The 14262-nt window shown below is 63.5% G+C and carries 15 protein-coding genes; 10 read left to right on the forward strand and 5 right to left on the reverse strand.

The features are described 5' to 3' along the window. The first annotated feature begins 116 nt into the window (after window positions 1–116). The 6 genes from pstS to phoB all read left to right on the forward strand — a co-directional run bounded on the left by pstS (window position 117) and on the right by phoB (window position 5320). Entirely contained in the window at window positions 117–1172 is a 1056-nt protein-coding gene (gene pstS, locus ACWGS8_RS02005) for a phosphate ABC transporter substrate-binding protein PstS (RefSeq protein WP_454579365.1), read from the forward strand. Between the two features lie 67 nt (window positions 1173–1239). Then, on the forward strand, window positions 1240–2223 hold the full coding sequence (gene pstC, locus ACWGS8_RS02010; protein ID WP_454579366.1) for a phosphate ABC transporter permease subunit PstC: 984 nt from the start codon (window positions 1240–1242) through the stop codon (window positions 2221–2223). A gap of 3 nt (window positions 2224–2226) precedes the next feature. Further along, window positions 2227–3078, forward strand: a complete 852-nt coding sequence (pstA, locus tag ACWGS8_RS02015) for a phosphate ABC transporter permease PstA (protein WP_454579367.1) — start codon at window positions 2227–2229, stop codon at window positions 3076–3078. After that, window positions 3075–3878: a phosphate ABC transporter ATP-binding protein PstB gene (gene pstB, locus ACWGS8_RS02020; protein ID WP_010911898.1), complete on the forward strand. Its 804-nt coding sequence runs from the start codon at window positions 3075–3077 to the stop codon at window positions 3876–3878. Before pstA ends, pstB begins: the two co-directional genes overlap by 4 nt. A 25-nt stretch (window positions 3879–3903) precedes the next feature. Further along, window positions 3904–4611 carry a phosphate signaling complex protein PhoU gene (gene phoU / locus ACWGS8_RS02025; RefSeq protein ID WP_454579368.1) on the forward strand — a complete coding sequence of 236 codons (708 nt, stop codon included), beginning with the start codon at window positions 3904–3906 and terminating at the stop codon, window positions 4609–4611. Window positions 4612–4630: 19 nt separating this feature from the next. Next, window positions 4631–5320 carry a phosphate regulon transcriptional regulator PhoB gene (gene phoB, locus ACWGS8_RS02030; protein WP_010911896.1) on the forward strand — a complete coding sequence of 230 codons (690 nt, stop codon included), beginning with the start codon at window positions 4631–4633 and terminating at the stop codon, window positions 5318–5320. Window positions 5321–5332: 12 nt separating this feature from the next. Here phoB and ACWGS8_RS02035 read toward each other — a convergent pair whose 3' ends face one another. Beyond that, a complete protein-coding gene (locus tag ACWGS8_RS02035) occupies window positions 5333–6583 on the reverse strand; it encodes an ROK family protein (RefSeq protein ID WP_454579369.1) in 1251 nt (416 codons plus the stop codon). A 274-nt stretch (window positions 6584–6857) separates the two neighbouring features. Between ACWGS8_RS02035 and xylF the strand changes: the two genes are divergently transcribed. The 4 genes from xylF to ACWGS8_RS02055 all read left to right on the forward strand — a co-directional run bounded on the left by xylF (window position 6858) and on the right by ACWGS8_RS02055 (window position 11990). Next, window positions 6858–7898, forward strand: a complete 1041-nt coding sequence (gene xylF, locus ACWGS8_RS02040; RefSeq protein ID WP_199651710.1) for a D-xylose ABC transporter substrate-binding protein — start codon at window positions 6858–6860, stop codon at window positions 7896–7898. Window positions 7899–8042: 144 nt separating this feature from the next. Then, window positions 8043–9374 (forward strand): sugar ABC transporter permease, encoded by a 1332-nt coding sequence (locus ACWGS8_RS02045; RefSeq protein WP_454579370.1) that lies wholly within the window; start codon window positions 8043–8045, stop codon window positions 9372–9374. Between the two features lie 13 nt (window positions 9375–9387). Beyond that, a complete protein-coding gene (locus ACWGS8_RS02050; RefSeq protein WP_454579371.1) occupies window positions 9388–10200 on the forward strand; it encodes an ATP-binding cassette domain-containing protein in 813 nt (270 codons plus the stop codon). A 149-nt stretch (window positions 10201–10349) separates the two neighbouring features. Then, window positions 10350–11990: a CHASE domain-containing protein gene (locus tag ACWGS8_RS02055; protein WP_454579372.1), complete on the forward strand. Its 1641-nt coding sequence runs from the start codon at window positions 10350–10352 to the stop codon at window positions 11988–11990. Between the two features lie 99 nt (window positions 11991–12089). On the opposite strand, the gene ACWGS8_RS02060 is transcribed toward ACWGS8_RS02055, so the two are convergent. The 4 genes from ACWGS8_RS02060 to ACWGS8_RS02075 form a co-directional block, all read right to left on the reverse strand. Next, the gene (locus tag ACWGS8_RS02060; RefSeq protein WP_095772156.1) at window positions 12090–12335 is read right to left on the reverse strand and encodes a YMGG-like glycine zipper-containing protein; all 246 of its coding nucleotides are present in this window, start codon (window positions 12333–12335) and stop codon (window positions 12090–12092) included. An 83-nt stretch (window positions 12336–12418) separates the two neighbouring features. After that, entirely contained in the window at window positions 12419–12745 is a 327-nt protein-coding gene (locus ACWGS8_RS02065) for a hypothetical protein (protein ID WP_454579373.1), read from the reverse strand. Between the two features lie 131 nt (window positions 12746–12876). Then, window positions 12877–13053 (reverse strand): hypothetical protein, encoded by a 177-nt coding sequence (locus tag ACWGS8_RS02070; protein WP_454579374.1) that lies wholly within the window; start codon window positions 13051–13053, stop codon window positions 12877–12879. Between the two features lie 114 nt (window positions 13054–13167). Next, the gene (locus ACWGS8_RS02075) at window positions 13168–14202 is read right to left on the reverse strand and encodes a sensor histidine kinase (protein ID WP_454579375.1); all 1035 of its coding nucleotides are present in this window, start codon (window positions 14200–14202) and stop codon (window positions 13168–13170) included. Window positions 14203–14262 lie beyond the last annotated feature (60 nt).

The raw sequence follows: 14262 nt of genomic DNA on the forward strand, positions 1-14262 counted from the left end.
GTTACCGGGCTGACACGAAACTGTCATGCGACTGTAATAATCGAAGTCTATTGGCCTCAGCGGGCGCTGGTTAGGAATGGCGCCGAGAGACCATCTTCCGAACAGGAGCAGGCCACATGAGACATTTCATCCGCTCGGCGGCCGTTGCGATCGCAATGGCTACAGCGTCTACCTTCACCCTTTCCGCAGCCATCGCAGCTGACCTTTCCGGCGCTGGCTCCACCTTCATCTATCCGGTGTTCGCCAAGTGGGCCGACACCTACAAGAAGGACACCGGCGTCGGCCTCAACTACCAGTCGATCGGTTCGGGCGGCGGCATCAAGCAGGTCATCGCCAAGACCGTGACCTTCGGCGCCACAGACAAGCCGATGTCCGATGCCGATCTGGAAAAGAACGGCCTCGTGCAGTTCCCGATGGTGATGGGCGGCATCGTGCCGATCGTCAACCTCACCGGCGTCAAGCCGGGCGAACTCGTCCTCGATGGCAAGACGCTCGCCCAGATCTATCTCGGCGCCATCACCACCTGGGACGATGCCGCGATCAAGGCCCTGAACCCCGGCCTCACCCTGCCTTCGACCGCGATCGCCGTCGTGCATCGTTCGGACGGCTCGGGCACCACCTTCAACTTCACCAACTATCTGGTGAAGCTTTCGCCCGACTGGAAGGACAAGGTCGGTTCGGACACCGCCGTCGAATGGCCGACGGGCGTCGGCGCCAAGGGCAGCGAAGGCGTTGCCAACACCGTCAAGCAGACGGATGGCGGCATCGGCTACGTCGAATACGCCTATGCCAAGCAGAACAACCTGTCCTACTCCAAGATGCTGAATGCAGCCGGCAAGGTCGTCGAGCCGTCGCTCGAATCCTTCGGCGCTGCCGCTTCGAATGCCGACTTCAAGACTGCCAAGAACTTCAACGTCATCATCACCAACGAGCCCGGTGACACCACCTGGCCGATCGCTGCCTCGACCTGGGTCCTGATCCACAAGGCTCCGGATGATGCCGCTGCCACCGGCGAAGCCCTGAAGTTCTTCGCCTGGGCCTACAAGGACGGCAAGGAAACCGCCAAGGCGCTTGACTACGTCTCGATCCCCGACAGCGTCGTCGACCTGATCAAGGCTTCGTGGAAGGCCGACATCCAGGCTGGCGGCAAGCCCGTCTACGCCGGCGAGTAACATCCTGCGAAGGAGCGCCGCACCCGCGGCGCTCCTTTTCTCATCAACTGAAAGAGCCGAGCTTGACATGAGCGCTGTCCAGGAAGCCTTGCCAGCCGTCAGAGGTTCGCGCGACGCCACCGTTCGACGGTTCGCGCTGACCGATTCGATCTTCCACGGACTGACCCGCGCCGCTGCCATATTGGTGCTGGTCCTGCTCGGTGGCGTAGCGATCTCGCTGGTAGCCGGTTCCTGGCAAGCCCTGTCGACCTTCGGCTTTTCCTTCCTGACCAGCGAAAGCTGGAACCCGGTGACGGAGAAGTTCGGTGCCCTGGCGCCGATTTACGGCACCATCATCACCTCGGCCATCGCCATCCTGATTGCCGTGCCGCTCGGCATCGGCATCGCCATCTTCCTCACCGAACTTTGCCCGCGCCCGCTGCGGCGCCCGATAGGCATGGCGGTTGAATTGCTGGCCGGCATCCCTTCGATCATCTACGGCATCTGGGGCCTGTTCGTGCTGGCGCCCTTCCTGCAGACGACGGTGCAGCCCCTCATCATCAGCATGTTCCACGGCGTTCCGGGCCTCAACGGCCTGTTCGCCGGCCCTCCCTACGGCATCGGCCTGCTGACCTCGGCGATGATCCTGGCGATCATGATCCTGCCCTTCATCACCTCGATCACCAAGGACGTCTTCGATACGGTGCCGTCGGTGCTGAAGGAATCGGCCTACGGCATCGGCTGCACGACCTGGGAGGTCACGCGCCGCGTCGTCATTCCCTACACCCGCATCGGCATCATGGGCGGCGTCATGCTCGCTCTCGGTCGCGCGCTCGGTGAAACGATGGCGGTCACCTTCGTCATCGGCAACGCGCACCGCATCTCGACGTCGCTGTTTGCGCCGGCAACGACCATCTCGGCGACCATCGCCAACGAATTCACCGAAGCCGTTGGCGATCTCTACACGTCCTCGCTGGTCGCGCTCGGCCTGATCCTGTTCGTTATCACCTTCCTGATCCTTGCCATCGCCCGCTACATGCTGATGCGCATCGATGCCCGCACGGGAGCCTGACCGATGTCGACAGCCGCATCGCTTCACCAGAGCCGCAAGCGTAGGAACGGCGTGATGATGACGCTGTGCGTCATCGCCGCCGGCATCGGCCTTGCCTGGCTGGCGCTGATCCTTGGCGCCCTGCTCTACAAGGGCCTGTCGGGCGTCTCGCTCTCGGTCTTCACCGAAATGACGCCGCCACCCGGCGACGCCGGCGGCCTGCTCAACGCCATCTACGGCAGCATTGTGATGACCATCATCGGCATCATCGTCGGCACGCCGATCGGCGTGCTGGCCGGCACCTACATGGCCGAATATGGCCGCTTCTCGAAGCTCACCACCGTAGTACGTTTCATCAACGACATCTTGCTGTCGGCGCCGTCGATCATCATCGGCCTGTTCGTCTATGAGCTGATGGTGCGGCCGATGGGGCATTTCTCAGCGATCGCCGGTGCCGTGGCACTTGCCATCCTGGTCATCCCCGTCGTCGTGCGCACCACCGAGGACATGCTCAATCTGGTGCCGAATGCCTTGCGCGAAGCCGGCACCGCAATCGGCGCGCCGCGCTGGGTGGTCATCCGCTCGGTGGCCTATCGCGCCGCGCTTTCGGGTATCGTGACCGGCATATTGCTGGCCATCGCCCGTATTTCCGGCGAAACGGCACCGCTTCTTTTCACGGCGCTGAACAACCAGTTCTGGTCGAGCAATCTCAACGCGCCGATGGCCAGCCTGCCTGTCACCATCTTCCAGTTCGCTCTCAGTCCCTATGAGGAATGGCAGCAGCTGGCCTGGACCGGCGCACTCATCATCACATTGACGGTTCTCGCGCTCAGCATCTTTGCGCGCAGCCTGACCGGACGCAGAGAGGACAAATGAGCCAGATGTTGTCTCCAGACATGACGATCGCCGCCGAGGCGGTGACCAAGGCCAAGATCGAGGTCAAGAACCTCAACTTCTACTACGGCCAGTCGAAGGCGCTGAAGGATATCACGCTGTCGCTGCCCGAGCGCAGCGTCACCGCCTTCATCGGCCCGTCGGGTTGCGGAAAGTCGACGCTGCTGCGCGTCTTCAACCGCATCTACGAGCTCTATCCCAAACAGACCGCCGAGGGCCAGGTGCTGCTCGACGGCCAGAACGTTCTCGACCGTTCGCAGGACCTCAACCTGCTGCGCACCAAGATCGGCATGGTGTTCCAGAAGCCGACGCCATTCCCGATGTCGATCTACGAAAACATCGCTTTCGGCGTCAGGCTCTACGAGAAGATCAGCAAGGCCGAGATGGACGGCCGTGTCGAGCAGGCGCTGAAGCGCGCAGCACTGTGGACCGAGGTCAAGGACAAGCTCAATGCCAGCGGCCTCAGCCTGTCGGGCGGCCAGCAGCAGCGGCTGTGCATCGCCCGCACCGTGGCGGTGAAGCCGGAGGTCATCCTGCTCGACGAGCCGGCCTCGGCGCTCGATCCGCTGTCGACCGCCAAGATCGAGGAACTGATCGACGAGCTGCAGGCCGACTACACGATCGTCATCGTCACCCACAACATGCAGCAGGCGGCGCGCGTCTCGAAGCAGACGGCCTTCATGTATCTGGGCGAACTGGTCGAATTCGACCGCACCGAAAAGATTTTCACGTCGCCTCGCGAGAAGCGCACGCAAGACTACATCACTGGCCGCTTCGGCTGATCGCACGCATACGAGGACCAGGATCATGGCCGAACACACAGTCGCAGCCTTCGACGAGGATCTCGGACAGATCAGCAGGCTGATCAGCGACATGGGCGACCTTGCCGGTTCGATGGTCGGCGGCGCCACCAAGGCGCTTCTGAACTCCGACAATGCTCTCGCTCAGCGCGTCGTCTCCGACGATGCCATCATGGATGCGCGCCAGCGCGAACTCGACGACCGCGCCATCACGCTGATCGCCAAGCGCCAGCCGATGGCCGACGACCTGCGCCATGTCGTAGGCTCGATCCGCATGGCCGGCGACCTTGAACGCATTGGCGACCTTGCCAAGAACATCGCCAAGCGGGTCGGCACTGTCGGCCTCAGCGCCACGCCGCGCGACCTGTCGCATTCCATCGACGCCATGGCCCAGCTGGTGCTGATCCAGGTGCAGGGGGTGATCGAGGAGTATGCGGCGCGTGATGCCGCGGCCCTGGCGAAGCTGCGTGCCGACGACGAGCGGATCGACGTCAAATACACCTCCGTCTTCCGCGAACTGCTGACCTATATGATGGAAGATCCGCGCAACATCACGGCCTGTACGCATCTGTTGTTCTGCGCCAAGAATCTCGAACGCATCGGCGACCACGTGACCAACATCGCCGAGAATGCGTACTATGTCCTGACCGGCACGCAACTGCCCGCCAACCGTCCAAAACAGGACGAGACGGCGATGTCGGCGCCGGTGGCCTGAGCTCAGGGGTAACCAATCGATGATCGCACCACGCATCATGGTGGTGGAGGACGAGGAGCCGCTGGGTGTGCTCCTCCGCTACAATCTGGAATCGGAGGGTTATCAGGTCGAGGTGGTGACTCGCGGCGACGAAGCCGAAATCCGCCTGCAGGAGAACGTGCCCGATCTCCTGGTGCTCGACTGGATGGTGCCGGCGGTGTCCGGCATCGAGCTCTGCCGGCGCCTACGAATGCGGCCCGAGACCGAGCGGCTGCCGATCATCATGCTGACCGCGCGGGGCGAAGAAAGCGACCGGGTACGTGGGCTCTCCACCGGCGCCGACGACTATCTGGTCAAGCCGTTCTCGACGCCGGAATTCATGGCTCGCGTCAAGGCGCTGCTGCGCCGCGCCAAGCCGGAAGTGCTGTCCAGCGTGCTCAAGGTCGGCGATATCGTGCTCGACCGTGAATCGCACCGGGTCTATCGCAAGAAGAGCGAGATCCGGCTAGGGCCGACCGAATTCCGCCTGCTCGAATTCATGATGCGGCATCCCGGCCGCGTGTTCTCACGCAGCCAGCTGCTCGACAATGTCTGGGGCGAGACGATCTATATCGACGAGCGCACCGTGGACGTGCATGTCGGCCGGCTGCGCAAGGCGGTCAACAATGGCCGCATGCCCGACGTCATCCGCACCATTCGTGGGGCGGGCTACGCGATCCGCGAGGATTGAGCACGACCTGACTCAGGCGACGTTTTTCTTCGCGGCAAGGCCTGCTTTCGTTTGCACGCCCGGCGCGAAAATCTCCTGGTCGACGAAGGTCAGGGCGCGCATGGCGCAGCCTTCGCGGATCAGCGGCAGTTCGTTCGGCTCGGTGTCGAAGGAGATCGACTCCGAATGCTGGCCGCCGGCGGTCTGGGCAATGGCCTCGCGCAACGCCGGCTCGATCAGGTCGAAGGCGGCGGCGCTGACGCCGACCATGGCCACGGGCGCGGGATCGATCAGCGCAAACAGGCTGCCGAGGCCGTAGCCGAGTGCCTCCCCGGCCTTGCGATAGGCTTCGCGCTCAGGCCCGTCGCGTTCGCGTGCCGTCGCGGCGAGCGCCCGCATCTGCGCGTCGCTGACATCGGCAACCGGCTCGGTGTCCTCGCTGAGCTGCCTGGCGTTGCGCCAGATGGCATAGTTGCCGGCATAGGCCTCGACGCAGCCACGCCGCCCGCAGCGGCAGAGCGCGCCGCCGGGCCGATGGATCATATGGCCGAACTCGCCGCCCGAGGAATGGGTGCCGGTGAACAGCTCGCCCTTCAGCACCAGCCCCATGCCGATACCGTGCGAAAGCAGGATGGCGATGAAGTCGTCGCGATAGCGCTCGGGATCGCGCCAGCGCAGCGCCACCGCCATCATATTGCAGTCGTTTTCCATGGTGGCGGGGATGCCGAACTCGGCTTCGAGTATGTCGGCGAAGGCGATGTCGGTCTGCGGGGTGATCGGCGACCAGAGCATTGCCCGGGCCTTGGTGTCGGTGATGCCCTGGATCGCCAGCGCGATACGGGCGACGCTGCGCACATCGATGTCGGGATCCTCGAGACGCCGCCTTACGATGGCCACGCATTCGCCGATCAGCGCCTCGCGCGACATGGTCAACGTGTCCAACCGGCGCTGTTCTTCCGATATCACCTGGCCGGCATAGTCGATGACGGCGACCGACAGGAAATTCAGCGACAGCACCACGGTCATCACAGTCGCGGCCTCGGGGTTGAGGCCGAGGCCGACCTGCGGCCTGCCGCGCTTCAGCGCGCCGGCCTCGCTGGGCCTGCCCTCGGCCAGGATGCCTTCGCCGATCAGGTCGGAGGAAATGGCCGATATGGTCGAATGGCTGAGGCCGGTGGTCGCGGCGATCTCGGTGCGCGAGGGCCGGCCGGCCCGGCGCACGGCCGCAATCACCATGGCGCGGTTGCGCCGGCGCAGATCGTCGTGGCGGATTCCGACCGACATGCTTTTTCACATCCTCCCGATCGCCGCGGTTCTTCCGGTCCTCCCTCGAACGCTGCCGGCGACACGATCAAATACTGGCAGAAGCGGCCAGTCCTGTCATTTATTTATTCCGAGGCTCGAAAAAAAATCAGAAGGACATCAAAATCCCTCAGAATCGTTGTTGACAGCGTTCCGGTGTTGGATCAGTGTTTTTTCGAGGCTCGAAAAAATAGAGCCTTTGTGCCGGCCTTCGGGCCAGTTTGGTCGCGCCATACGCGGCGCAGGGAGGAATATCATGAAGAGATTCACAGCCGCCATCCTGGCGGGTGTCGCCATGTCGCTGACGCTTGCGTCGGTCGCGCAGGCGAAGGACAAGGTCATCGGCGTTTCGTGGTCCAACTTCCAGGAAGAGCGCTGGAAGACCGACGAGGCCGCCATGAAGAAGGCCATCGAGGCCGCCGGCGACAAGTACATTTCCGCCGATGCGCAGTCCAATCCCGGCAAGCAGCTTACCGATGTCGAGAGCCTGATCTCGCAGGGCGCCAATTCGTTGATCATCCTGGCGCAGGATGCCTCGGCCATCGGCCCGGCCGTGCAGAAGGCGCTGGACGAAGGCATTCCGGTCGTCGGCTATGACCGCCTGATCGAGAACAAGGACGTCTTCTACCTGACCTTCGACAACAAGGAAGTCGGTCGCTTGCAGGCCAGCGCGGTGTTCAAGGCCAAGCCGGAAGGCAATTATGTCTTCATCAAGGGCTCGGGCGCCGATCCGAACGCCGACTTCCTGTTCGCGGGCTCGATGGAAGTGCTCAAGGCTGCCATCGACAGCGGCAAGATCAAGAATGTCGGCGAGGCCTATACGGACGGCTGGCTGCCCGCCAACGCCCAGAAGAACATGGAGCAGTTCCTGACCGCCAACGACAACAAGGTCGACGCGGTCGTCGCGGCCAATGACGGCACCGCCGGCGGCGTCGTCGCGGCGCTGACGGCGCAGGGTCTTGCCGGCACCGTGCCGGTTTCGGGTCAGGACGGCGACCATGCCGCGCTGAACCGCATCGCGCTCGGCACCCAGACCGTGTCGGTGTGGAAGGACGCGCGCGAACTCGGCAAGAACGCCGCCGAGATCGCCTCGCAGCTGGCCGACGGCAAGAAGATGACCGACATCGCCGGTGTGAAGGACTTCACGACGCCTGGCGGCAACACCGTCAAGTCGCTGTTCCTGACCCCGGTCGCGATCACCAAGGACAATCTCAACGTCGTCATCGACGCCGGTTGGATCAAGAAGGACGAAGTCTGCGCGGGCGTCGCCGCCGGCAGCGTCGCCGCCTGCAAGTAAACGGCGCAATACCGTTCGATATCGACGCCGCGGCCCAAAAGCCGCGGCGTTTCTCAAGGGGCTTCCCGCTTCAAATGACCGCGGAAAGCAAATAGCATCCATGTTCGGTATCCGCGCCAGACGGTAAACCGATGGGAGGATAGCATGACCGACACGACCTCTAATCAACCGGTCGGCAGCACCGCAGCGGACAAGGCGCGTGCATCCGAACTCAGCGCCATCGGACGGTTCCTCAAGGCTACCGAGCTCGATACGCGTATGCTGGGCATGGTCGGTGCGCTGCTGGTCATCTGGGTCGGCATCCACATCCTGTCGGGCGGGCTTTTCCTGACACCGCGCAATCTGTGGAACCTGTCGGTGCAGACCTCGTCGGTCGCGATCATGGCGACCGGCATGGTGCTGGTCATCGTCATGCGCAACATCGACCTCTCGGTCGGATCCGTCGAAGGCGTGATCGGCATGATCATGGGCGTGGCGCAGGCTGAATTCCTCATCCGCGTCGTCGGCTTCCAGCTTGGAAATCCCTGGCTCTGGATCATCGCGCTGGCGGCCGGCGTGGTGCTTGGTCTGCTGATCGGCGCATTTCAGGGCTTCATCATCGCCTATATGGAGGTTCCCGCCTTCATCGTGACGCTGGGCGGCCTGCTGGTCTGGCGCGGCATGGCATGGCTGATCACCAGCGGGCGCACGGTCGCGCCGCTCGACGCAACCTTCCAGCTGATGGGCGGCGGACCACGCGGCTCGATCGGCGCCACTGCCAGCTGGATGGTCGGTGCCGTCGCTTGCGCGGCTGTCGCTTTCGCGCTGCTCAACGGCCGGTCGCAGCGCAAACGGTTCCACTTTCCACTGCGCCCGGTTTGGGCCGAGACCTTGCTTGGCGCGGTTGCCTGCGCCGCTATCCTTGGCGCCGTCTGGATCGCCAATTCCTATCCATGGCCGATCGGCATCGTGCGCCAGTACGCCCAGCAGAACGGCATTACCGTTCCCGAAGGCGGGCTGTACATCGCGCATGGCATTGCCATACCGGTGCTGATGGCGGTGGCGGTGGGTATCATCATGACCTTCATCACCAAGCGCACGCGTTTCGGCCGCTACGTCTTCGCCATTGGCGGCAATCCGGAGGCGGCTGAACTTGCCGGCATCAACACCCGCTGGGTGACCATGAAGGTGTTCATGATCATGGGCGTTCTGGCCGCAATCAGCGCAGCGATCTCGTCGGCCCGGCTCAACGCATCGACCAATGCGTTGGGCACGCTGGACGAGCTTCTGGTCATCGCCGCCGCAGTCATCGGCGGCACCTCGCTTGCCGGCGGCTCCGGCACGGTGATGGGCGCCATGCTGGGCGCGCTTCTGATGCAGTCATTGCAGTCGGGCATGGTGCTGCTCGGCATCGACTCGCCGCTGCAGAGCATCGTCGTCGGCGCCGTGCTGGTCATCGCCGTGTGGCTCGACACCGTCTATCGCAAGCGGGTTTAGGGGAGAAACGATCATGGCCGACAAAACCGCTCCCGCAACTGCCCCGGTGGGCACACCGCTGATCGACATGCGCAACATCTCGATCGCCTTTGGCGGCATCCGCGCCGTCGACGATGCCTCGATCGATCTTTTCCCCGGCGAGGTCGTGGCGCTGCTCGGCCACAACGGCGCCGGCAAATCGACGCTGATCAAGATCCTGTCCGGCGCCTACAAGCGCGATGCCGGCCAGATCTTCGTCAACGGCGAGGAGGCTTCGATCTCCAACCCGCGCGACGCCAAGAAATACGGCATCGAGACCATCTACCAGACGCTCGCTCTGGCCGACAATGTCGACGCCGCCGCCAATCTGTTCCTCGGCCGCGAGCTGATGACCGGCTGGGGCACGCTCGACGACGTTGCCATGGAGGCCGAGGCCCGCAAGGTGATGGGCCGGCTCAATCCGCGCTTCCAGCGCTTCAAGGAGCCGGTGATCAAGCTGTCGGGCGGCCAGCGGCAGTCGGTGGCGATCGCGCGCGCGATCCTGTTCAACGCCCGCATCCTGATCATGGACGAGCCGACGGCAGCCCTTGGTCCGCAGGAGACGGCGCAGGTCGGCGAACTGGTCAAGCAGCTCAAATCCGATGGTATCGGCATCTTCCTCATCAGCCACGACATCCACGATGTGTTCGAACTGGCCGACCGGGTCTGCGTGATGAAGAACGGCCAGGTCGTCGGCACAGCGCGCACCACCGACGTCACCCAGGACGAGGTGCTCGGCATGATCATCCTGGGCAAATGCCCGCCCGGCGCCATTCCCGGGCCGGGCGCGCTGAAGATCGCCGCCTGAGGCCTGCCGGCGGCCCGGTATGCTTGATCGGCATTGCCGGCTGCCGCCCACGTGATATGCCATTGATCGCGATGGCTTGGCCTTGCCATTGTGTTGGCGGGGCGACTTGCCCATAAAGGTCCGGTATTGCTCATGGACCGCATCATCCGTTGAAGAAACTTTTTCCAATCGTCGCGTTCATCGCCGTAGCGCTGATCAGCATGACCATGGCGGGGTTCGCCTATTTCGCGACGCAGGAAGCCTCCCGCATCAAGTTCGAAGCGGCGGCCGATGACGCGCTCAACCGGATCGAGAGCCGTATCGACCTGCATCTGTCGCTGCTGCGGTCCACACAGGCCCTGTTCGACGCCCGCAATGGCGATATCTCGCAGACCGAGTTCAAGGCGTTCTTCAACGCGCTCGATGTCGACAACAATTTCGCCGGCCTGCGGGGCATCGGTTTCCTCGGACTCGTCAAGACGGGTGACGAGGCGGCGCTCGAACGCGATATCCTGCACGATTTTGGCGTCAGCCATCCGGTCTATCCGGAAACCACGCAGCCCTGGCGCGCGCCCATCATACTGTTCGAGCCGCTGGATCCGTCCAACCAGGCCAGCATCGGCTACGATATGTTCAGCGAACCGGTGCGGCGCGCGGCGATCGAAAAGGCGATGGCCGACGACCAGCAGCACGCCAGCGGGCTTGTGCAACTGGGCCAGGGCACGGGCGCGACACAGACTTTCCCGGGCTTCCTGGTCTTCGTGCGGCTCAATGTCGAAACCGCGCCTGAGGTCATCAACGCATCGCGGTCCTCGACCGCGGGCTTTCTCTATGCGGCCTTCAGGGCCCGCGACCTGTTCCAGATCGCGCTCAGCCGCGCGCCGCTGCTGCCGGTCAACACCGAGATCTACGACGGCGAGGTGAACAGCGACAATCTCTTGTTCCGGTCGGAGACGCCGCCGGCCTCCGCCTTTGGCGATCGGCTGCTCGTCACCCGCAAGATCACGGTGGCCGGCCGCCAATGGACCGTGCTGTTTCGGCCGACCAGCGCCTTCTCGCAGCCGTCGTCGCGCGCCATCCCGGTGATGCTGGGGCTGTTCGGCCTGCTCGCTGCGGGCGCCATCGCGCTGGTGGCGCGCTACCAGGAGCGGGCCTACGAGGCGGCCTCGCGCCTGCACGAGACGACCGAAAAGAGCCTGCTCGAAAAGGACCTGATGCTGCAGGAGATGAAGCACCGCATCAAGAATTCGATCACCCGGGTGCTGGCGATCGCGCGGCAGACGGCGTCGCGGGCGACGGACGTCAACGAGTTTTCGGCGTCTTTTTCGGCCAGGCTGCAGGCGATGGCAGCCTCCCAGGACATGCTGACGCGCTCGCGCTGGCAGAAGGCCGATCTCGCCGACCTCCTGCGCATCGAGCTTGGGCAGGTGTTCGGCAAGGACCTGCCCGAGGGGCTGCTGTCGGGGCCCGAGGTGCTGCTCGACGAGACCACGACGCAGGCGCTTGGCCTGACCTTTCACGAGCTGGCGACCAATGCGCTGAAATATGGCGAAGCCGGCAATTCCGCCAATTCGCTCAGGAGCGACTGGGCGCTCAAGGTGGACTGGTCGGTGGAAGGGCGCGGGCGGGAGCGGATGCTGGCGCTGAACTGGCGCGAGGCCGGGAAGAAAAAAGTCGAGGCGCCGGCCGAGACCGGATTCGGCACCAAGCTGATCGACCTCAATGTCACGCGCGAACTGAACGGAACGATCAAGCGCGATTTTCAGGCCGATGGTCTGAAGGTGGAAATCAGAATTCCGCTGACAGGCTGACGGCGAACAGTCAGGCGGACAGCAAATGGCACGCCCATACGTGCAAAATCCGGAGGCCGGCGGACCGGCCTCCGGATCGAAGTTTCGACTATCGCCGAATCAGTTGCAGCGTGCCGTGTAAATCCGGCCGCGATGATCGCGATACTGGCAATAGCCGTTGCGCAGGTTGCGCACCAGCAGGCCGGAACCGGCACCGACAGCCGCACCGATCAGCGCGCCCTTGCCGCCGCCGACCAGACCGCCGACGCCGGCGCCGATCAAGCCGCCGCCAACCACGTCCTGCTCGGTCGTGGTGCAGCCGCTGAGAGCGGCCACCGCAACCATGGCAATAATCATCTTCCGCATTGAGTCACTCCTCACTTTGTGTCCACACTTTGGTAAGCTCCAACAGCCATTTAGCATGAAATGACGGCCTTTGCTGCTCGAATCTATTCTTGGCTAAGATAGTCTTTTTCTGGGCGCGCCGCATTGGATGCCATGACAAGGCTGGAAATGGCAAGAGAGGCGTCGAGGCTGCCGTCGGGACGCACATTCCAGACGACCTGGTCGTAGTCATCCTCGAGTGCGGGGTCGACGGCGAGACATCTGGCGACGATATGCTGCGCCTGCCCCGATACGTCGCCCATGGCGAAGGGGCGTTCGGCGGTGCATGCGTCGGCGGTTTCGAAAATGCTCACTGGCACCTGCAGCTCACGACAATCGGTCATCGAGTTGCTGCAGCCGATGACAAGCAACAATGCAGCGATGTGTTCCATGGCGACATGCCCTCTCGCCACAATAACGGCCTATATCGACCAAAAGTTCCTGAGCGGTCGGGGTGACATGCGAATAATGCCGCGGCTGCAAGCGGTTAACAGCGCGCACTGTTGCCAGCAGGGATTTTCGGTCAGGTCAGATTGAACAGGGCGATGAGGAGAATTGTCGAGGCCGCAGCCAGGACGATGCCCCACGGCAATGTGTGTTGCGGCGAGGCAAGCGGTTCCGCGGATGCGCCAGGATCGTGGAATTCGCCCATGGAAACACGGGCGGCCTGTTCCAGTCTGTTCATGTCGGTGACCGTCAAGCATTCCTCCCACACCATGCCCCAACCCAGCGGATTGCGGCGGCATCTGGGTTAAAACAGCATCCGCTCTTATGGTGAACAGCCGGTTAAGGATCGTTGATGGCAGCCCGCCCCTCACTGCGTCTCGAAATTGCTGTGCGGGACGACAAGACGGTATTCAAGGCGGCCGTCCGCGATGTCGAGGCTTGCGGTTCCGCTCAGGGATGCCGGCACCACCCGCTCCAGCGCGACGCTGCCGAAACGCTTTTGACTCCCCCGGCCGCCATTGGCTCCTATGGTTTCGGCCCATGTCAGCGAGAGTGTAACCTCGCCAGGGGCCATGATGTTGAGATTGGCGGTCACTTCGACGAATCCATCCGGCCGGGACAGGGCGCCATAGCTGACCGAGTTGACGGCAAGCTCATGCATCGCCAGGCCGACATGCAGCGCGGCATTGGGATTGAGGTAGGGGTTGGCGCCCTGGAGGCGAAGGCCGTGCGATGTGTTCGTCCCATAGCGGCCGACCTGGCTCATGACCAGTTCATGAAGGGCCGCACCTCGCCAATTGGAGGATGTCACCAGATCCTGGGAGGAGGAGAGCGACTGCAGCCGGCCGCGAAAGCGCGTGAGGAAGTCGCCGATGCCATCGGAATAGCGACCGGTCTGCGTCGCGATGCTCTGGATGATCGCCAGCAGATTCTTCGAGCGATGGCTGACCTCGCGCAGCAGCGCCGTCAGGGTCTGTTCGCGCCGCTTCTGCTCGGTCGTCTCGACCATGGTGGTGACGACACCTTGCACGTCGCCGGCATCGCCCCGGTCGGCATCGACCCAGATCTGAAACCAGCGGACGCCGTTCTCGACCGGAACACTGATCTCAAGGCGCTCGGGGTTGCCGGTGGCGACCACATCGCGTTTGGCGGTGCGGATGCGGTCGGCCTGCGCCATCGGCAGGATGCCATTGCCGTCGGCACTGTCCGAAGCCCAGGGCGCGCGCATGTTGCGGGCCCAGACGGTCTTCATCTCGCGATCCTGATAGAGGACGGAAATGCCGGCATTGTGCAGCGCGTGGAGAAGAGCCCGGCCAAGCTGCATGCCACTTTCCGCCGGATGCAGGGCGATGACTTCGTCACTCGCTGCGCCTTCCATTTTATCTGCGGTCCTGGAGCGCATCGGCCAATCTGTCCACCCAATTCAGGCTGAACGGCTCACTGTGAAATGGGTTCCCAATGA

The sequence above is a fragment of the Mesorhizobium sp. 43Arga genome (genome assembly GCF_053714255.1).

Excerpts from the sequence above, each read along its gene's own strand:
- pstS (WP_454579365.1), top strand. The coding sequence starts at position 117 with ATGAGACATTTCATCCGCTCGGCGGCCGTTGCGATCGCAATGGCTACA.
- pstC (WP_454579366.1), top strand. The coding sequence starts at position 1,240 with ATGAGCGCTGTCCAGGAAGCCTTGCCAGCCGTCAGAGGTTCGCGCGAC.
- pstA (WP_454579367.1), top strand. The coding sequence starts at position 2,227 with ATGTCGACAGCCGCATCGCTTCACCAGAGCCGCAAGCGTAGGAACGGC.
- pstB (WP_010911898.1), top strand. The coding sequence starts at position 3,075 with ATGAGCCAGATGTTGTCTCCAGACATGACGATCGCCGCCGAGGCGGTG.
- phoU (WP_454579368.1), top strand. The coding sequence starts at position 3,904 with ATGGCCGAACACACAGTCGCAGCCTTCGACGAGGATCTCGGACAGATC.
- phoB (WP_010911896.1), top strand. The coding sequence starts at position 4,631 with ATGATCGCACCACGCATCATGGTGGTGGAGGACGAGGAGCCGCTGGGT.
- ACWGS8_RS02035 (WP_454579369.1), bottom strand. The coding sequence starts at position 6,583 with ATGTCGGTCGGAATCCGCCACGACGATCTGCGCCGGCGCAACCGCGCC.
- xylF (WP_199651710.1), top strand. The coding sequence starts at position 6,858 with ATGAAGAGATTCACAGCCGCCATCCTGGCGGGTGTCGCCATGTCGCTG.
- ACWGS8_RS02045 (WP_454579370.1), top strand. The coding sequence starts at position 8,043 with ATGACCGACACGACCTCTAATCAACCGGTCGGCAGCACCGCAGCGGAC.
- ACWGS8_RS02050 (WP_454579371.1), top strand. The coding sequence starts at position 9,388 with ATGGCCGACAAAACCGCTCCCGCAACTGCCCCGGTGGGCACACCGCTG.
- ACWGS8_RS02060 (WP_095772156.1), bottom strand. The coding sequence starts at position 12,335 with ATGCGGAAGATGATTATTGCCATGGTTGCGGTGGCCGCTCTCAGCGGC.
- ACWGS8_RS02065 (WP_454579373.1), bottom strand. The coding sequence starts at position 12,745 with ATGGAACACATCGCTGCATTGTTGCTTGTCATCGGCTGCAGCAACTCG.
- ACWGS8_RS02075 (WP_454579375.1), bottom strand. The coding sequence starts at position 14,202 with ATGCGCTCCAGGACCGCAGATAAAATGGAAGGCGCAGCGAGTGACGAA.